The organism is Paenibacillus dakarensis, from assembly GCF_001373415.1.
GTDB classification, from domain to species: Bacteria; Bacillota; Bacilli; order Paenibacillales; family Paenibacillaceae; genus Paenibacillus_AQ; species Paenibacillus_AQ dakarensis.
Genome location: NZ_CDSE01000011.1, coordinates 1 through 20,314 on the forward strand (window position 1 = coordinate 1; position 20,314 = coordinate 20,314).

Here is a 20,314-nt window from a genome sequence, read left to right on the forward strand (position 1 = left end):
AATGCTGGCCGAAGCCGGGGTAACCGGATCAGGACTTAACGGCTCGAATTTTTCCAGCTATGGCTCGGAGAAAAAAGGGTCGCCGGTAAAGAGTTTTGTAAGGTTCTGTGATTCTCAAGTGGAAATCCGTGATCACAGTCCCATTGAACAACCGCATGTAGTTGGTGTATTTCATGAAGCATTATATAAGACGATAGATGTTATAAGCGGATTACAGCCTGATGGAACGGTGCTTGTGAATACTGCGCGAGACCTTTCCAATGTGGCAGCGGATCTGAACATGACGCAGGGAACGCTGGCTGCGATTGATGCGCTGAAAATTGCCGTTGAGGAGAAAACTAAAGTCAATACGGCGATGCTTGGCGCCTTGTTCCGGATCTGCAGCTTCCTGAATCCGGACGATATGAGACAGGTCATCCGCAGAACCTTTGAGAAGAAGCTGCCCCATCTTGTGGAAGCGAATTTGCGGACCTTTGACAGAGGATATAACGAAGTCCAGTTCCTTTCCCTGGGAAGTGGCTCAGGGCTTACAGCCCCGGTGGATTTCGAAAGGATACAGCCGATTCTCGGATATGAAACGCAGGAGCCGGGCGGGATACTGAACGTGACGGCAAACAGCGTACTCAAGGATCTAAGCGGCTCCCGTCAGGGGTATTTGCCGGAATACAAGATAGAGGACTGCATTAGCTGCGCCGCATGTGATACGGTATGCCCGGACTTCTGTATCGTATGGGAGAAGAGACCGGATAAGCGCGGCAACCTGCAAATGTTTATGAAAGGAATCGATTACCAGTATTGCAAGGGCTGCCTGAAGTGCGTGGAGGCTTGTCCGACCACCGCATTGACGGCCATGCTGGAAGAGCCGCATTATGCGGAGCAGCATCGTGCACCGCAATCATTCCCCTATATACCTGCGGAGGGAGTCAGATCATGATTATGCAAACGAAGGAAATAACGGAGCAGAAGGAGCCAAAGGCTTCAGCCGCTCAAACGGCTGTCTTCGAATCGGGTAACGAAATGGCTGCGATGGCTGCCGCCCAGATTAACTATCACATTATGGGTTATTTTCCGATTACACCATCGACAGAAATTGCCCAATATCTTGATATGATGCATACGCGCGGCGAACACGACATCAAGCTGATTCCGGCCGACGGCGAACACGGCTCAGCAGGAATTTGCTATGGTGCAGCCGCAGCCGGAGCGCGTGTATTCAACGCGACCAGCGCGAACGGGTTCCTGTATATGATCGAACAGCTTCCTGTGCAGGCGGGCACACGCTTCCCGATGGTCATGAACCTGGTGACGCGGGCGGTCAGCGGCCCGCTGGATATCCGCGGTGACCATTCAGACCTTTACTATGGTCTGAACACCGGCTGGGTGATTCTGACTGCACGCTCGCCGCAGGCGGTTTATGACCTGAATATTATGGCGCTGCGTATCGCCGAGCATGAAGACGTACGTCTGCCGGTCATCGTGGCTTATGACGGGTTTTTCACATCGCACCAGAAACGCCGGGTGCAAGTGTTTACAGACCGGGAAACGGTACAGGGGTTTGTAGGGGAAACGGCACCGGACTACCCGCATGTGCTTGATGAGAACAAACCGATCGTCGTGGGAGCTTATATGAATGGCGACGATTTGATGAACAACCACTTCCAGCAGTCTAACGCCATGTACCGTGCGGGCGAGGTATTCAAGGAAGTGGCGGAGGAATACGCGGCTCTGTCCGGAAGATCCTATTCGCCGCTTGACTTGTACCGCATGGAAGACGCAGAGGTGGCTGTGTTCCTGCTAAATTCGGCAGCGGAATCATCCAAAGACGTCGTGGACCGGCTGCGGGCGAAAGGGATTAAAGCGGGCGTGATCAGCCCGAATATGATCCGTCCGTTCCCGGCTAAAGAAATCCGTGAGGCGCTGACAGGCGTCAAGGCGGTGCTGGTCGGCGAACGCGCTGATTCTTACGGCGCACAAGGAGGCAATTTGACGCATGAGGTTAAGGCTGCCCTGCAGGAAATTCGCGGCCCGCAGCCAATTGTGCTGTCCCGCATATTTGGCCTTGGCGGGAAGGATTTTTATGCGGATGATGCAGAAGCGTTCTTTGCCTTGACGCTGGAGGCCATGGAGCTGGGTTATGCCAAGATGCCGTTTGATTATTACGGCCAAACGCCGGGAAATCCGGAGCAGAAGCTGCAGCCGGTTATCTCACCGATGACTGGGGACAGCTATAAATCCGGCTTGATCACAGTGAAGGTGGATGAGACGACGAACAAGCTGTCTGTAAGAGTACCGCCGATGCGGGCGCTTGCCGCCAAACCGAAACGGTTTGCTTCCGGTCACGGAGCCTGCCCGGGCTGTGGTATTTTCCCGGCGCTCGAGCTCTTTTTCAAAGGGATTGAAGGCAATGTGGTCACTTTATTCCAGACTGGCTGCGCTTATATCACGACAACGGGTTATCCGTATAACTCGCATAAGCAGAGCTTTATTCATAATCTGTTCCAGAACGGGCCGGCTACGTTATCCGGTACAGTAGAGGCATTCCTTGAGAAGAAACGCCGCGGGGAAATCGAGGTTCCCGATGACTTCACTTTTGTTATGGTGACCGGGGACGGCGGTATGGACATCGGAATGGGTTCAGCCATCGGGACAGCGCTGCGGGGCCATAAGCTGATCATTCTGGAATACGACAATGAGGGCTACATGAACACCGGCGCACAGCTTTCGTATTCCACGCCTTTAGGCCACATGACCAGTACGTCCGGCGTTGGCAGAGAGCAGCAGGGCAAAGCGTTCCATCACAAAGATACGGTACAGATGATGGCGGCAGCGAATATTCCGTACGTATTTACAGGGTCCGAAGCATTCCCGCAGGATCTTGTTAAAAAGGCGGCAAAAGCGCAGTGGTATGCCCAGAATGTAGGCACTGTCTACGGCAAGCTGCTGATCTCATGCCCGCTGAACTGGAAAGCCAATGACAAGGATGGAGAGAACATCATCCGTGCGGCCGTGAATTCGTGCTTCTTCCCGCTGTATGAAGTGGAGCAGGGACAGACGAACATTACATTTGATCCGGACGCGAAGAACAAGCGGATCCCGCTCAGCGACTGGTTGAAATATATGGGCAAATCAAGACATCTGCTCAAGGAAGAAAACAAAGAAATGCTAAGCGCATTTGAAAACGAAGTCGAGCGCCGCTGGTCGATTCTGAAAGCGAAGCACGAGAACCCGCTGCTGTAAGGGCGGAGAAATAATTCGAGTCCTGTGAGGGAAGGTTGACTGGAGTAAGGGGATAACCCGGATCCATCAGACCTTCCCTTTGTTTTTTATGCAGATTCCAAATTATGGTTCGATTGATCATGGTGAGTGTATTTTATCATCAGGAGTAAAAGGTAATAGTTTGGGGGAGAGTTTGTTGATTGATGTTATAGCGTATGTTGTTATTTTTGTTGTCCCATTCTTAACGTTTATGAGCATTTATCAATTACTAGATTTTATTAATGTTAAGAATCGACAGCTGAAGACATCACAAAAAATACTGATCAGCTTTAGTTTCACCTTAAACATTTGGATCATATGCTTGCTGCTGTTGTTTAGTTTATAAATATTCATGCCCAAAACTATCATCACGGTCCAATTTACATAATATGCCTGTACCAAATTCGCCTCAACATCGTTAATTTTTTGGGGTGATTTTTTTTATAATACTCTATAGGGAGTTGTTTATAAAAAATAGAGAATGAAGCGAACAGGTATGGAGGCATGTATGAAACCAATCACTGAAGCAGCAGCACAGTTAGGACTTGAGCCGGACCAGCTTGAGCTTTACGGAAAGTGGAAAGCGAAGCTATCCGGAGATGTATGGGCATCCGTCTCGGATCGGCCGGACGGAAAGCTTATTCTTGTTACTGCCATGAATCCGACACCGGCAGGAGAAGGCAAGACGTTAACGACAATCGGGCTTACGCAAGGATTGAACCGGATTGGGCGTAAGGCGGCGGCCGCACTGCGCGAGCCATCGCTCGGACCTTGCATGGGAATGAAGGGTGGCGCAACAGGCAGCGGCAAAGCCCAGATTGTACCGGCAGAGGATATCAATCTGCATTTTACAGGCGATATCCATGCGATTACATCCGCACATAATCTGCTCGCGGCCCTGATAGATAACCATATACATCAGGGCAACGAGCTGCGTCTTAACCCGGCTCGCATTGTATGGAAACGGGCGCTCGACATGAATGATCGGCCTCTGCGCCAGATCGTTATTGGCATCGGCGACAACAACGGCACCGTGCGCGAAGACGGATTTCTGATTTCCACCGCTTCGGAAGTGATGGCGGTGCTGTGTTTAGCGGAAGACATGGCCGATTTGCGGGCCCGGCTCGCCCGGATTGTTGTGGCGTATGACATGGAAGGACGGCCAGTGACAGCGGATGAACTGCGGGCGGTGGACGCGATGTGTGCCCTGCTGAAGGATGCGATCCATCCGAATCTGGTGCAGACGCTCGAGGGCGACCCGGTGTTCATTCACGGCGGTCCGTTCGCCAACATTGCCCACGGGTGCAGCAGTATACGGGCCACCCGCCATGCGCTCAAGCTGGCAGATTATGTGGTGACGGAAGCGGGATTCGGCGCCGATCTGGGCGCGGAAAAATTCATGAACATCAAGTGCCGTCAGGGAGGCCTGCATCCGGCAGCGGTCGTCATTGTTGCGACTGTACGTGCGCTGAAATACAACGGTGGAGTACATAGACAGGAGCTTCTGGCAGAGAATGCCGAGGCGATCCGGTTAGGATTCAACAATTTGCGGCGCCATGTGGAGAACATGCTTGCCTTCGGCGTGCCGGTAATGGTTGCGATTAACCGTTTTGCGGCGGATACTGAGGCAGAACTGGCGCAGGTTACAGCACTCTGCGCAGAGCTTGGTGTGAAGGCGATCGTCTCGGACGCCTGGGAGCGTGGCGGTGAAGGCTGCCGTGAGCTGGCACAGGAAGTGGCCGAGATGGCTGACGGAGCTTCTGCGGATTCGTTCCAGCTTCTCTATCCGGATGACATGCCGCTTGCAGAGAAAATTGAGACCATCGTGAAGCGCATCTATCGGGGAGCAGGAGTTAAATACCGTCCGGCAGCGAAGCGGGCACTGCAGGAACTGGAGCAGCAAGGTGTGAGCGACCTTCCTGTGTGCATGGCGAAGACGCCGTATTCATTTACAGACCGCCCTGCCGTGCTCGGGGCACCGGAGCATTTCATCATTGAGGTAAAGGATGTCCGCTGGTCAGCCGGCGCAGGATTCGTCGTTGTATCAACAGGGCAGATGGTTACGATGCCAGGCCTGCCTGCAGAACCGGCGGCGTGGCGTATAAGGCTGGATGAAGCTGGGCATATTGAAGGCCTGAGCTGATCTGCTGTTCTTCTGAAAGACACGGAATTAATCTTCCGTGTCTTTTTTGGCGATTAGCCCCTATCTGTCAAAAAAGACACCAAGCACACTTTAGCTTGGTGTCTAATCTAAATTTCTTCATTTCACCGGAAATGCCATAACACTCATCAATGCATTTTCCGCTTGGGTTGCGTCGAGTCTGCTGTACTGTACAATGACCGGCGCGCTGCTGAGAACCTCCATCGCATAAGGCACGCCTGTTGGAATATTCTCCCCGCCTTTTTGAAGTGTTGCCGTTCGTATATGCTTGGTCCGCTGTCCCGGAATAACAGACTGCATCCCTAGGAGGGGATCCCGGTCTTCAAAAAAAACATTGACCGTCACCGTTACTTCGTCCTGATTTAAATTCAGCACACAGATAGATTCATGGCTTTCCAGCTGTCCGCTGCTTGTCGGCGGAATATAGCCGTCAGGTATAATCCATTGCAGTTCACCTTTTGACATGACTTCTCTCTCCTCATGCATCAAATAATAAAGCGGATGTCATTCTTAATCCGCACGGGCTGAGCCTGTCCAATGAATCGATTACCGGCATTTCCCGTTGGTGTACCTCCATTGTCTCATCATCTTTTAGTGAAGTATATATACTTTGGCTATATTATTGAGTACATGCCATACCGGCAGCTCATTAATTTTCATTTAATACTTGTATAAGTCTATATTTTCGCTAAAGATAGAATTATCTATCTTTTATCACGGGAGGAAATTAATAATATGACAATGAGTGAGACCAGTAATGAAAGAGAACTATCGCCGGAGCAGCGTGAAGAGCTGCTCAAAACCTTGAAAGCCCGGTTTGAGAAATACATGAACCGCCATCAGGGTCTTGAATGGGCTGACGTACAAGCAAGGCTTGAAGCACATGCAGAAAAGCTGTGGTCGCTCCATGAAATGGAGAGAACCGGCGGTGAACCGGATGTTGTCGGTCTGGACAATACGACAGGTGAATACATATTTTACGATTGTTCAGCAGAAAGCCCGAAAGGCCGCAGAAGCATTTGTTACGATCGTGAAGCGTTGGAGTCGAGAAAACAGCATAAACCTGAGAACAATGCGATGGATATGGCAGCTGAAATGGATATTGAGATTTTAACAGAAGAACAATACCGGGAGCTGCAGGAGCTTGGGAATTTCGATTTGAAAACCTCGAGCTGGGTGAAGACACCTGAGAGCATTAGAGCGCTTGGCGGGGCCATCTTTTGCGATAACCGGTATGATACGGTCTTTGTGTACCACAATGGAGCAGATTCCTACTATGGTGCAAGAGGGTTCCGCGGTTCGTTAAGGGTTTAGATGCTTGTTTAAAACGAAAGCTTAAGAGAAGTAAGGAGAAAAGGCCCTTCTAGCGAAGGGTCTTTATATCGTTTATACTGGTAAAGCCAATTTACTTTCTAGGAGTTGTCTGACGAACTATGAAGAAGAAGGAAGTCGCGCATATACGGAAGCAGTTTAAGCTGGATCACGATTTATTAAGTATTTACGATATTCTGAACGTGTACATTATGAAGGAAACGGACGAAATTTATCACTGGGAGCGGCATCCCTTTGAATTAGTAGACAGAGAGAAGCAGGAGCTCTACATGGGCAATTTCAAGAAGCTGCTGACCGGTGAACTGGATCATAAGCTGTTTGAGCTGAAGTTCCAGGATGAAGCGGAGGAGCCGACAAGTGTGCTGCTTCACCAGGCTTTGGTGACCGGTGATCCCGAAGAGTGGCAGGACCTGATGCTGCTGCTCGTGCAGAAGATGCTTGCAGACACCAAGTATGAAAAGGATACGGTGGTTACATTCGTCCGCGGACAATACTTCCAGCCGACCAAGAGCCGGAATGAGGAAGCCGAGGAGACCGGAAAGGATGAACTGTTTGCGCATCCGTTCATTCTGTGCAGCGTGAACTCTACGGAACAGCAGCGGAAGACACTTCTGTTCGATTATGTGGAGCGGGAATTTAGATACAATGTCAATGTTGATCCGATTATCAAGCTGAGTACGCCTGAGCAAGGGTTCTTTTATCCAAGTGTGACAGACGGCTATTCTGATGTGAATCGTGTGCTGTATTGTACGGGAAAATCGAATGATCCGAATCCGCATTTCATCTCAGAGGTACTGAATGCAGAGAGATCTGTGACGGCAATGGAAGAAAGAGCGATTTTTGAAGAGATCGTGAAGGAAGTGGCGGGTGAGCAGTTAGACGCTGCTACGATTGCACATGTGTACGAGGAGATTCATGAGGTTATTGAGTCGAACCAGGATGCGGAAGAGCCTCCGAGACTGGATTATACAGATGTAGAGCGAGTGCTGACAGCTAGCGGTGTAGATAATGTGACAACGGAAATTGTGGAGCGGGCGTTTGAGACGATCGTGGATGATAAGTACTATGAACTGAAGGCGGACAGCGTGATCCCGAAATTCACATCCAAATCGATCAAGATCAACACCAAGGTAGCTACGATTTCAATCAGCCCGCAGGACTTGAGGTATATAAAACAGGTGAATTATCAGGGCAAACGATGCATTATGATTGAAGTCGATGAAGATGCGGTAATCGAAGGATTTACGCTCGCTACAGAAAATTTATTAGAATCGGTTGAACGTCCCGACATCTCATAAGTAAATCTGATTCACGATGGGATAGCTTGCTTAAAAGAGAACAGAAAAAAACAATGAATAGCGGTGCCAAGGAACTTATCCCTGCACCGCTATTCCTGTCTTGTGTTCCATTACTACTTTCATGAGCATTAGTGGGCAAGCGAAATCCATTGGCATGCAGAGTTAATTATTGAATGCACAAAGAAATCCCTCTTTTAGCGTAATGGTCGGTCACACTTCCATTTTACCAAGGCGATGGGAGGAATGATTCGTACCCGTAGCGTCCAATAACGGAAAAAAGGAGATATCCCGCAAGATCTAAGATCTTTTGGGACGTCCCCATTTCCTATCCTTACATAGTTGTATAAACACCATAACTGCCGTTCTTGTTGCCGCATGAGTCCCGGATCACAAGCTCAGGCTCAACAACAAATGAACTCGTACTGGACTGGTTATTAATAAGATCATACAGCATTAAAGCAGAGAGAATGCCCAGCTTCTCTTTATTTTGCCGCATTGTTGTCAGGGCAGGCTGTACATATTTGCAGGCCTCAATATCATCACATCCTATAATAGCGATATCCTCCGGAACCTTAAGGTTATGCTCCTCAATAGCCCTCATCGCTCCAATAGCGATCAGATCAGAAGCGGCGAATATCGCGCGAGGCAAGGTTTCTGCCTGCAGAATCTGCTTCATCGCAATGTAACCGCTCTGCTCGAAGAAATCGGATCCGTTCACGAACCATTCAGGGCGAATCGATAATCCTAATGCCTCCATTGCACTGCGGTAACCTGCTTCACGAATATTGGAGATATTTGATGAAGCCGAACTGCCGATATAACCTAAATCCCGATATCCCATCAGGTAGAAATGCTCCACGACCTTTGAAGTCAGGTTGTAGTTGTCGGACATAATATATCCGGAGTTTGTGCCTGTCAGCTTGATATCTACGCCGATGCAGGGGATATCACTCTGATCCAGCGCATCGATAGAGGGTTCAATTTCCTGACCGGAAACGATTATACAACCGGCGACCTGGTAGGATTGACAGCGTGACAGATAATCACCTCCGTCGCCCCCCGTCTTTTGATTTGTTAAGAACAGCAGGTCATATCCAAGAAACCCGATTTGTTTCTTAAATGAATTGAGCACCTCATTAAAGAAAGGATGCGTAAAGTCGACATTTTGCTTCCCTGCAAAGATCACAACTATTAAATTGGATTTTTTTAGGTTATCGATAGACTTGGCTGAGGATGAGGGTATGTAACCTGTCTGGCGCATGATCTCAAGGACCCGGTTCCTTGTTTCTTCCGATACGTCACTATAGTTATTGATAATTTTCGAAACGGTGGACAATGATACGCCCGCCATTTGAGCTATAGTCTTATTATTCACAATCAAAGCCCCTTTGCGAACGGAATTTCGAAGATTTTATGATAGAACGTTAAGATAATTACAAATTAACGAAAATATTTCGTAAATTATTACGTTAAATAATTGTATGGATATCCTATATAGAAGTCAAACAGATTTTCGCGGAACAATCCAGTGAAAGTTCACAATCCGAGTAAAATAAAGGAAATGTAAACGTGACAAATTTCACTTCGAAAGTACATATAGGGATGTAATAATAGGGTCACGAAACATTTTCGGAAACATAAGGTTCGATTTAACGAAATATTTCGATAGGATGAAAGAAGCCAGAATTATGGCAAATCGAAAACGTTTTCGTAATGCTTCGAAATGCAACTTACATCTTAGTTCTACTGGGAGGTCAATTGAATGCTGAAAAAATGGTCTAAACTTCTGCTTGTGTCCTCGCTTGTTGTTGGTCTGACAGCATGCGGTGGAAGCAAAGATTCGGCAGATTCCGGATCAGCTGGCTCTGGCGAGAAAAAAGTAATCAAAATGCTTCATTGGAAGCAGAGCAACGTTAATGCAGTGATTGAAGACATCAACAAGCAATTTGAAGAGAAATACCCTGAGTATAAGATCGAGTATACAACCACGGGACCTGATGATGAGTACAAACAAGCTAGCCGTACACGGATTACAGCGGGCGATGTAGATATTTTCGCTGATTTGTCGGGTATGAGACTTTCGCCGAAAGAATGGACTCCAGGTGCAAAAGTGCCGGATTGGCAGCAATGGATTGATTCAGGCCTGATCGCAGATCTGACTGGACAAGAGTTCATTAACAACTATGAAGCATCGGATATTGAAATGGCAGGTACATATAATGACAAGGTATATGGTATCCCAACAGGTAAAGTAGTGATGTCCGGTATCTTCTATAACAAAGATATCTTTGCTGAGCATGGATTGGAAGTCCCAACAACCTGGAGCGAATTCATTCAGGTATGTGAGACTTTGAAAGAAAAAGGCGTTACTCCAATCGGTATGGCTGGTAAAGATGTATGGCCTCTGAAACTGCCGGTGTTCGGTTTGCAGGCGCATATCCTTGGCGGCGGCGATCAAGAGAAATTTATCGAAGGTGTATGGAAGGGAACTTCCAAATTTACAGATCCGGATGCTGTTGAAGTACTGGATAAAATGAAAACAATTCAAGATAAATACACCATGGAAGGATTCATGGGTGTCGACTACGGAACTATTCCTTCTTATTTTGCAACAGGTAAAGTAGCGATGATGCCGAACGGCTCCTGGGAAGCTCCAACGATTCAAAAAGCAAACGCTGATTTGAATTTTGGCTATTTCCCGATTCCGGCAACAGAAGATGCTGAAAAGAACAAATCCCTTGTTGGTAAATACGATATGACTTGGTATGTAGCTGAGAAAGGCAAGAACAAAGAAGGCGCAATCAAATGGCTTGAGTTCTTCTCCCAGCCTGAAATCTACTCCCAATTCGTCAAAGCTGCAGGCTTCTTGCCTACAATGCCGGATGTGAAGACAGACAGCAAGTTCTTTGATGAAGAAGTTATGCCGTATATGGATGGCTTCCAGCTGGCATATGAAATCTTGATGATTAACCGTGAGAACGTCGGTGAGCATTTGGCTGCAGAAGGCGTGCATACAGAGTTCTTGGCTCCAGGCGGCCAATTCAAAACTGCGAAGGAACTGGCAGAGGTTCAACAAAAAGAGTGGGACGCTGCTGCACCTAAGAAATAGTTGTTGGATAAAGTCTATGGTGGGGTCTGAACAGGTTTTCGTTCAGGCCCTGTATTTTTAAAACCAGAGATTAGATAAGGTCTCGTTTTTACAATGGTGAAACAGGAATTGCGAGGTGTAGTTTATGTATCCATTCGGAAGAGGCGTTAGGAGATTAATGCCTTACCTGCTGTTATTTATTCCGTTTCTGTTATATGTGGTGTTTTATGCAGGACCATCCTTAATGACAGTAATCTATTCCTTTACGGATATGAAAAATATCCCGGGCTCCGAAGTGAATTTTGTTGGCTTGGAGAATTATAGAGATCTGCTGTTCTCGGGTAACTCTTCAGAGCGCTGGGCTTCTATCGGCCGTTCAATCTACTTCATGTTCATCGTAACGATTCTGCAAAATGGTATTGCGCTGCTCGTTGCTGTCGTTATTAACCAGAAGCTTAGAGGGGATAAGATCTATCGTGCGGTCTTCTTCTTGCCTGTAGTACTGGGTGTAGCAGTAGTAGCCCTGATCTGGTCCTTGATGTTTGATCCAATCAGCGGTCCAATCCAGCAGCTGTATGGCTTGTTCGGGTATAAGGATACGTTTTTTGGAAGCTTTTCACATGCCTTTAATTACATTATCTTCGTCCAGATCTGGATGTATATGGGGTATTCCATGCTGATATTCCTGGCTGGTCTGCAATCTGTACCTAAAGATCTGTATGAAGCTGGTCATATTGACGGAACGAATCGCTGGCAGGCTTTCAAAAGCATTACGTTCCCGCTGATCGCACCATCCTTTACTGTAAATATGCTGCTGTCGATTATCGGTGCGATGCAGACTTTCGATATTATCCTGGCAACAACAGACGGTAACTTCAATACGCGTACGATGGCTTATGACGTTTATAAAGAAACGTTCCGCGGCAGTCTCGATATGGGACTTCCAGCAGCCCTGTCTGTGCTGCAGTTCCTGGTGGTTCTGGTCTTTGTTGTCGTGGCTGTTAAACAAATGCGTCAGCGGGAGGTGGAATATTAATGAAGAGGTCAAAATCAGCAAACATCTTGTCTTACTCCCTGATCGCGATTTTGCTCATCATTTATGTAGTCCCGCTCCTTTACGTATTTAATGTATCGTTTAAAACCTTTAATGAGTATTTGCTGGACCCGCTTGGACTCGTCCAGAATATCAATTGGTCCAACTACACGGAAGCATGGACACAAGGTAATTTCTCCAATTACTTCATGAACAGCTTGCTGTTTACGGTTACTTCGACAGTTATGACGATCCTGATCTCACTCTTCGCAGCGTTCCCTGTAGCGCGCGGTTATGTAAAGTGGGGCGGACTCATATATTTCTTCTTTATCATGTCTCAGTTTCTGCCGAATCCGATGGTTTCGCAATTTAAGCTGATGCTGTTCTTCAAAGATCATCTTCCATTTATGGGATATGACTCGAAACTGGGTTATATTTTGCTTAAGACATCAGGTACGGGCGTCGTGTTCATGATGTTCGTCGGTTACATCAAGTCCATCAGCCGTGATCTTGACGAAGCCGCAGGTATGGATGGCTGCGGATATGGTCGTTATCTCCTTCAAGTAGCATTGCCGCTCATGAAACCGATCATTGCAACAGGGATTATCTTGACAGCGATCGCAACATGGAATGACTTTGTCGGGCCGATCATGTACTTGTCCAGCCCTGAGAACTGGCCGATTACCGCCGGTTTGAAGGAATTCAAGGGACAGTACGGAAACAACTGGCCGCTGCTTGCATGCGGAATCACGATCGTTGCTGCACCGCTCATTGTTCTTTATGTATTTATTCAAAAGTACATCGTAGATGGAGCATTAGCTGGAGCCGTGAAGTCGTAGGAATACGACTTGCGGTTCTCTCTATTGTTACTGAACATTCGCATGCAGAGGCATGCAAATTATGAATGTGAAGGGGATTTCTAGATGAAACAGCGGTACTCTTTTGATGATCGAGGACGGTTTGTATTGAGGGGATATAACCGGTTAAAGCCGTTCTCCTCCTTTTTGCCGGGGTTAGCGGGCTTGAAAGGAAAACCGTTATGGAGCTTTTATGTCAACCGCGGTCAAGGGATTGCGTGCTTCGGAGTGCAGGACAAGGATGGGGCTATCCTGGAGTTTGAGCCTGCGAACAAGTCGTATCAAGCCGTGCCATTACATGGTTTTCGTACGTTTATCAAGCTGGATGGGCAGGTACATGAACCTTTTTCCTATCAGAATGGGACAGGCCCGGTTCAAGAGAAGATGACAATCGAGGCCAACGTGCTGCAGATTTGTTCAGTTGATGAAGCAAGAGGGATTGCGGTGAATGTGAAATATTTTGTCCTGCCGAATGAATCCTTCGCTGCATTGGTTCGCCAAGTCACGCTGCACAACCTGCACCAGGAAGAGAAGAAGATGGAGATCATTGATGGCCTGCCGGGAATTTTACCTTACGGATTATCGAATGCGGCATATAAAGAGCTCGGTCATACACTAAAGAGCTGGATGGATGTATATAATCTGGAGCGGAACATTCCGTACTATAAACTGCGTGCCAGCACAGCGGATTCCGCTGAAGTTACAGGCATTGAGGGCGGCCATTTTATGCTGTCCTTTGGCGATGATGGTGCGAAAGAGAAGCTCTTGTCCCCGATTGTGGATGCAGACCTTGTCTTCGGAAGCAACAGCTCGCTGATCACAGCGGATGGCTTCATGGAAGCTTCTCTGCAGGAGCTTCTGAACCGGCAGCAAATCACAACCAATAAGGTACCAAGCGGCTTCGCAGCGGCTGAAGTAACGCTTCCGGCAGAAGGCCGATATGACATGTATACCCTCATCGGGCATGTCCATGATATAGACCATATTCATGCTAAACAAGATGAGCTGATCAGCCGCGATTATATGGCGAAGAAGCTGATTGAAGCACGCGAGCTGACAGAACAACTGACGAATGGCATCGCGACCAAGACCGGAGACGGCCGCTTTGATGCATATTGCCGTCAATGTTATATGGATAATGCGCTCCGCGGCGGACATCCCGTGATGCTGGACAGCGGCAATCCGGAAGAACCGTTCGTCTATCATGTGTATTCCAGAAAGCATGGGGATCTGGAGCGGGATTATAATTTCTTCTCCCTTGCACCAAGCTACTATTCCCAAGGGAACGGCAACTTCCGTGATGCGAATCAGAATCGGCGCAGCGATACGCTAATGAATCCGGATGTGAAGGACTTCAATGTGAAGATGTTCATGAATTTCATTCAGGCCGATGGCTATAACCCGCTTGTCATTCAGGGATGCAGCTTCCGTCTGAATGGCAACGCTGGACAGAGCTGGATGGCACGGGTAAACGAACCAGACCGGGAGAAAGTATCGGGCTTCCTAAGTCGTTCGTATACGCCGGGCGGTCTGCTCGGATTTATAGAGAATGAGCATATTGGACTCAATGTAGATGCAGAGTCCTTCATGCTTGAAGTGCTGGCAGAATCCGATCAGTATGCGGAAGCTGTTTTCGGTGAAGGGTACTGGATTGATCACTGGACCTACAATATGGATCTGATCGAAAGCTATCTGGCAGTTTATCCGGACCGGAAAGAGCAGCTGCTGTTTGATGATACCTCTTATATGTATTACGACAGTCCTGCTGACGTGCTGCCGCGTGACCAGAAGACGGTACTTACGGATGGCAAGGTTCGTAGATATGGAGCTGTGCGTGAGAGTGAAGAGAAGGAAGAGCTGCTGAATTCACGCCAAAGCTTGAAGACATGGGTTCGCACACAGCAAGGACAGGGTGACATTTATACAACCTGCCTATATGAGAAGTTGGTATCCTTGGCATTACTGAAATTCGCAACACTCGATCCGGAAGGGATTGGGGTGGAGATGGAAGCGAACAAACCGGGCTGGAATGATTCCCTGAACGGATTACCGGGCTTATTCGCTTCAGGCTTCGGCGAATTATGTGAACTGCAGCGCGTGCTTTCCTTTATCGTACAGGTGGAGAGCGGCGAGAAGGCGGAAGTCTCTGTTCCTGTGGAGCTGGCGAAGTTACTGGAAGACGTGGAAAATCTGCTGGATCAATATCTCGCTTCCGCTCAAAGTACAACGGATGCATTCAAGTACTGGGATCAGGTATCAAGTGCGCGTGAGGCGTACCGCGAGAAAATCCGTTTTGGCTTCGATGGGGAGACAAGCAGGCTGGCCGTTTCCGATATAGAGCGGGCAATGCACAAATTCCTGCTGCATGTTGAGCGGGGCATCGCTAAAGGTCTGGAAATTGGCGGCGGTGTATATCCAACTTATTTTGCTTATGAGGCCGTTGATTATAAGCCTGTAACGGATTCGAATAACAGACCGCAGCTGGATGCGAAAGGCAACCCTTTCGTAAGGGTGAGTTCATTCCGCAGGATTGATCTGCCTTACTTCCTGGAAGGGCCTGTGCGTGCGATGAAGACGGTCACGGATGTGAATCGTAAACGCGAGCTCTACAAACGCATTCAAGAGAGTGAATTGTATGACCGCAAGCTTCAGATGTATAAAGTAAATGCTTCACTGTCTGAGGTGAGCCCGGAGATCGGACGCTCCAGAGCATTCACACCAGGCTGGCTGGAGAATGAATCGGTATTCCTGCATATGTCTTACAAGTATCTGCTCGAGCTGTTGAAGGGTGAATTGTATGATGAATTCTTCACGGAGATGAAGCATGGTCTTGTACCATTCCTGGATCCGGCTGTCTATGGGCGAAGCACCCTTGAGAACAGCTCTTTCATCGCCAGCAGCGTTAATCCGGATCCGTCTCTGCATGGAACGGGCTTCGTTGCTCGTCTAAGCGGATCCACGGCCGAGTTTATCTCCATGTGGAATCTGATGATGTGGGGCAAGCAGCCATTCGTAATGGAAGAAGGAGAGCTTCGTCTCCAACTGCAGCCGAAGCTGCCGGGCTGGTTGTTCGATGATAACCATACGATTCAGGCGGTATTCCTGGGTGAGATTGAGGTTATCTATCATAATCCTTCGCGCAAAGATACGTTTGGTGAGCAAGGTGCCAAGGTTTCGACCATGGAGCTTACATTGAAGGATGGCCGCAAGGTTCACGCCGAAGCGGGCGTGTTGAATGAAGAGCTTGCCGTACTTGTGCGTAACCGGGATGTGTGCCGAATCGAAGCGACATTGAAATAGATTGGAATTCGAAGTGTCAGGAAATCGAAATGATAAAGAAATAAAGGATAAACAAGAGTCAGGTTTGGCTGAGTCGAAGGGATGGGAACGATGACACAGAAAAAACCAACAGCAGGTTGGACATTTACAGGGAAGCATGGTGAATTCCGTTTAGCGAATCCGGATCGAAGCAGTTATCTTTATTTCCCGCTTGTGAATGAGGCGGGGATGATGTCATCCATTACGCCGACATGGCATGGGGACAGTAAGGCGGATCAGAATTCATTCCTGCTAGCGCCTGTATCCTCCGAGGATTTGCATAACTCACGGGCAGCGCGTAATTTCTGGGTGTATATAGAAGGAAAGGGAGCCTGGTCTGCTGCAGGGAACTCGGCAGGTCAGATCGCGTCCCGCACCGGGAATGATGCGGATGAGGTTCATCTGGAAGCCGGACTGCTCTGGCATCGCGTTACGCGTGAGAATAAAAGGTTCGGTATCCGCGCTGAAGCAACCAGCTTCGTACCGATGACAGATGACAAGGTGGAGCTCATGAAGGTGACCATTACGAATATCAGCGATAAGAACATTCGCGTCACGCCGACAGCTGCGATTCCTTTCTACGCACGCTCAGCTGATGATATTCGTGACCACCGCCATGTAACATCCCTGCTGCATCGAACGTATACGCTCGATCATGGGGTTGAGGTACAACCGACATTATCCTTTGATGAGCGCGGACACCGGGTGAACGAGACGGCATATTCTGTCCTTGGGAGTGAGGCTGATGGAACAGCTCCAATTGGATATTTCCCGGTTGGAGAAGAGTTTATTGGCGAAGGCGGTAGCTATGACTGGCCGGAAGCCATTGTAACGAATTCGGCTTCACATGAGACCAGCGGTACGGTAATTGATGGGTATGAAGCCGTTGGGGCGCTCCGTTTTCATGACCGTATTCTCGCACCAGGCGAGTCGGCAAGCTACGTCATTTCTATGGCGATTACGGATGGACACGTGGATGAAGACCGGTATGTGAAGGAATATCTGTCTGAGGAACGTTTTAATGCGCTGCTTGAGGATAATAAACAATTCTGGCAGGCGAAGGTAGGAACGGTACAATTCCATTCCGGGGACTCAAGCCATGACGAGTGGATGAAATGGGTAACACTGCAGCCGGTACTGCGCCGCCTGTATGGCTGCTCCTTCCTGCCTCATCACGATTATGGACGCGGCGGACGCGGCTGGCGTGATCTCTGGCAGGATTGCCTCGCGCTGCTTATTATGGAGCCTAAGGATGTTCGCCATCTCCTGTGGAATAACTACGCCGGTGTGCGTATGGATGGCAGTAATGCAACGATTATCGGTTCTGCTCCGGGAGAATTCCGCGCTGACCGAAACAATATTCCGCGGGTATGGATGGACCATGGCGCATGGCCGTTCCTGACCACGAAGCTGTATCTGGATCAGAGCGGGGATACGGAATTCCTGTTCGAGCAGCAGACGTATTTCAAGGATTCCTTCGTGAAACGTGCGAAAGCGCGTGATAACCATTGGACCCCTGAGCTGGGGCAGCAATTGAGGACGGCAGATGGAGATGTATATACCGGCTCTATTCTCGAGCATATATTAATCCAGAATGTCATTCCGTTTTACCATGTTGGTATGCATAATAATATTTTACTGGAGGGCGCAGACTGGAACGATGGCCTCGATATGGCAGCCAAGCTGGGTGAGAGTGTTGCATTTACTGCGTTCTATGCCGGTAATCTGAAGGATTTAAGCGATATGCTGCTGCAAGTGAAGCGGATGACAGGGATTAACGAGGTAGAAATCAATGAGGAACTGCTGGATTTGTTCGATACATTGACAGCTGAGAAGGTTGATTATGCATCGGTGACAGGTAAGCGTGACCGCCTGGAGCGTTATTACAACACGGTGCTGACAACGGTAAGCGGTGTTAAGGTGTCAGTTGATATCGAGCAGCTGGCTGCAGACCTGATGGAAAAAGCAAACTGGATGTTCTCGCATCTTCGTCAGAATGAATGGATCCAGAACAGCCAGGGTTACCACTGGTTCAACGGCTACTACAATAACAACGGTGAACGCGTGGAAGGAGATACCCCGGAAGGCGTGCGGATGACCTTGACCGGACAAGTATTCCCGATCATGAGCGGTGTAGCTACGGAAGAGCAGATTCGTGAGACCGTGCGGGCGGTAGACCGGTACTTGAAGGATGAAGCAATCGGCTACCGGTTAAATTCACAGTTTGGCGGAATTCAGCCGAATTTGGGACGCGCCTTTGGTTTTGCTTTTGGCCATAAAGAGAACGGGGCGATGTTCAGCCATATGACCGTGATGTATGCGAATGCGCTGTACAAGCGCGGCTTTGTCCGTGAAGGGCGGACTGTGCTTGAATCGGTATATCATCTCAGCAGCGATTTCGAGCGCAGCCGGATCTATCCTGGTATTCCGGAATACATCAATGCGAAGGGCCGAGGCATGTATCATTTCTTGACCGGCTCGGCCAGCTGGTTACTGCTCACGGAATTGACAGAGGTCTTTGGTGTCAAAGGGAAACTCGGAAAGCTATTCCTGGAGCCTAAGCTTGTAGAAGAGCAGTTTGATGGGAATGGAGAGGCATCTGTCGAGACCTTATTCGCAGACAAAAAACTGCGGATCATCTACCGCAATACAGGCAGACTGGGTTATGGACAGTATCGTGCCTTGGAAGTGAAGATTGATGGAGAGACCGTTTCTTGTGCCGCTGAAGGACATGGTTGTCTGCTCGATCGTGAACGCATTGAAGCATTAACGGAAGATCAGCTCCATACGGTAGAGGTTACACTTTCCGCTGAATAGGTAATGGAACGATAAGAGATGAAACCCTGGCGGGAATCGAAGCGCCAGGGTTTCTCTTTATTTTTTCACAGCAATATGCAGAATTTTCATTTATAATTTCTATTTGGAATAGGAGGAGGAAAAGCCAACCATGGGATATATACTAGAGAATGACAGGCTCTCTATAGAGATCGCGTCTATAGGAGAAGCTTATCGAGGAACACGATTTGATTGGACCGGCTTTATTACGCAGGTGAGCTGGAAGGATGAGCAGAACGAGGTGCATACCTTCTGTGTTCCTGAAAGCTTGATTCCGGGTGAAGGGACAGGCGGAATCGGGCTCTGCAACGAATTCGGTATTGCGGATCCGATCGGCTATGATGAGGCGCTTCCCGGAGAACCGTTTCCGAAGCTCGGTGTGGGTCGGTTGACCCGAATCGATGAAGCCGACTACAGCTTCGTTAGCCCTTATCCGAATGAACCTTACCATATGGAAGAGAAGGTTACATCAGAGGCGGCCCTATATAAGGTCCACGCTCAGGACTGTAACGGATATGCGGTAGAATACAGCAAGACGATTACAGTTAAAGGCTCCAGACTGATTATCGAGTATCATTTGCACAATACAGGCGTGAAGCCGGTCGAGACTACGGAATATGTGCATAATTTCATGCGCATAGATCAGCATCCTGTTGGTCCGGATTACGAGATAACCCTTCCAGGAGAGATGCTGACCAAGGATATGGAGCAGGAATATACGCCTTCTGTGCTGCATATCGACAATGTGAAGGTGACGTGGAATGAGGTGCCGAGCCAGCCTTTCTATGGGCGGTTGAATGAGATCAGCACCGTGACCGGTCCAACATGGGAGCTAGTTCATCGTCCAAGCGGCGTCGGTGTGCGGGAATGGGATAACTTCCCGGTTGCTTACATCGCATTATGGGGAGAAGGGCATGTAGTATCTCCGGAGAACTTCATCCAGATTGCGATTCAGCCAGGCGAGAGCCAGAGCTGGAAGCGGGAATATGAATTTTTTAGAAAATAGAGTGAATATGCAAGTCTGATAATATTTGTTAATGAAATGATAGGCTGGATATAGCGAGGAGGGGGAGAGATCCTCTCTTTTTATTCGTGGAAACAGGTTGGTAAGAGAATTAAGAGAAGACAGTCATGTTT

General features: G+C 48.5%; 13 protein-coding genes. 11 read left to right on the forward strand and 2 right to left on the reverse strand.

What is annotated here, in order from left to right; translation table 11 throughout:
• The 3 genes from BN1234_RS03290 to BN1234_RS03305 all read left to right on the forward strand — a co-directional run.
• Positions 1–934 (forward strand): 2-oxoacid:acceptor oxidoreductase family protein (locus BN1234_RS03290; protein WP_054955247.1); only part of this gene is annotated, 934 nt, incomplete at its 5' end.
• A 2-nt stretch (positions 935–936) separates the two neighbouring features.
• On the forward strand, positions 937–3,237 hold the full coding sequence (locus tag BN1234_RS03295) for a thiamine pyrophosphate-dependent enzyme (RefSeq protein ID WP_156337130.1): 2,301 nt from the start codon (positions 937–939) through the stop codon (positions 3,235–3,237).
• Between the two features lie 526 nt (positions 3,238–3,763).
• Positions 3,764–5,398: a formate--tetrahydrofolate ligase gene (locus BN1234_RS03305; protein ID WP_054955250.1), complete on the forward strand. Its 1,635-nt coding sequence runs from the start codon at positions 3,764–3,766 to the stop codon at positions 5,396–5,398.
• A 117-nt stretch (positions 5,399–5,515) separates the two neighbouring features.
• Here BN1234_RS03305 and BN1234_RS03310 read toward each other — a convergent pair whose 3' ends face one another.
• On the reverse strand, positions 5,516–5,881 hold the full coding sequence (locus tag BN1234_RS03310) for a sensory rhodopsin transducer (protein ID WP_054955251.1): 366 nt from the start codon (positions 5,879–5,881) through the stop codon (positions 5,516–5,518).
• A gap of 270 nt (positions 5,882–6,151) precedes the next feature.
• Between BN1234_RS03310 and BN1234_RS03315 the strand changes: the two genes are divergently transcribed.
• Complete coding sequence (locus BN1234_RS03315) at positions 6,152–6,730, forward strand: DUF4256 domain-containing protein (protein WP_082423087.1); 579 nt, start codon at positions 6,152–6,154, stop codon at positions 6,728–6,730.
• Positions 6,731–6,849: 119 nt separating this feature from the next.
• Positions 6,850–8,046, forward strand: coding sequence for a DUF4317 domain-containing protein (locus tag BN1234_RS03320; RefSeq protein WP_054955252.1), 1,197 nt, complete (start codon positions 6,850–6,852; stop codon positions 8,044–8,046).
• A 331-nt stretch (positions 8,047–8,377) separates the two neighbouring features.
• Here the strand turns inward: BN1234_RS03320 and BN1234_RS03325 are convergent, their stop codons facing one another.
• Positions 8,378–9,421, reverse strand: a complete 1,044-nt coding sequence (locus BN1234_RS03325; protein ID WP_054955253.1) for a LacI family DNA-binding transcriptional regulator — start codon at positions 9,419–9,421, stop codon at positions 8,378–8,380.
• Between the two features lie 387 nt (positions 9,422–9,808).
• On the opposite strand from BN1234_RS03325, the gene BN1234_RS03330 reads away from it, so the two are divergent.
• From BN1234_RS03330 to BN1234_RS03355, 6 genes are all read left to right on the forward strand, one after another.
• Positions 9,809–11,155 (forward strand): ABC transporter substrate-binding protein, encoded by a 1,347-nt coding sequence (locus tag BN1234_RS03330; RefSeq protein WP_054955254.1) that lies wholly within the window; start codon positions 9,809–9,811, stop codon positions 11,153–11,155.
• 124 nt (positions 11,156–11,279) lie between these two features.
• Positions 11,280–12,170, forward strand: coding sequence for a carbohydrate ABC transporter permease (locus tag BN1234_RS03335; RefSeq protein ID WP_054955255.1), 891 nt, complete (start codon positions 11,280–11,282; stop codon positions 12,168–12,170).
• Positions 12,170–13,006, forward strand: coding sequence for a carbohydrate ABC transporter permease (locus BN1234_RS03340; protein WP_054955256.1), 837 nt, complete (start codon positions 12,170–12,172; stop codon positions 13,004–13,006). The genes BN1234_RS03335 and BN1234_RS03340 overlap by 1 nt, the downstream gene beginning before the upstream one ends.
• A gap of 84 nt (positions 13,007–13,090) precedes the next feature.
• Complete coding sequence (locus BN1234_RS03345; protein ID WP_054955257.1) at positions 13,091–16,324, forward strand: hypothetical protein; 3,234 nt, start codon at positions 13,091–13,093, stop codon at positions 16,322–16,324.
• A 90-nt stretch (positions 16,325–16,414) separates the two neighbouring features.
• Positions 16,415–19,159, forward strand: a complete 2,745-nt coding sequence (locus tag BN1234_RS03350; protein ID WP_054955258.1) for a GH36-type glycosyl hydrolase domain-containing protein — start codon at positions 16,415–16,417, stop codon at positions 19,157–19,159.
• Between the two features lie 130 nt (positions 19,160–19,289).
• On the forward strand, positions 19,290–20,183 hold the full coding sequence (locus BN1234_RS03355) for a hypothetical protein (RefSeq protein ID WP_054955259.1): 894 nt from the start codon (positions 19,290–19,292) through the stop codon (positions 20,181–20,183).
• Positions 20,184–20,314 lie beyond the last annotated feature (131 nt).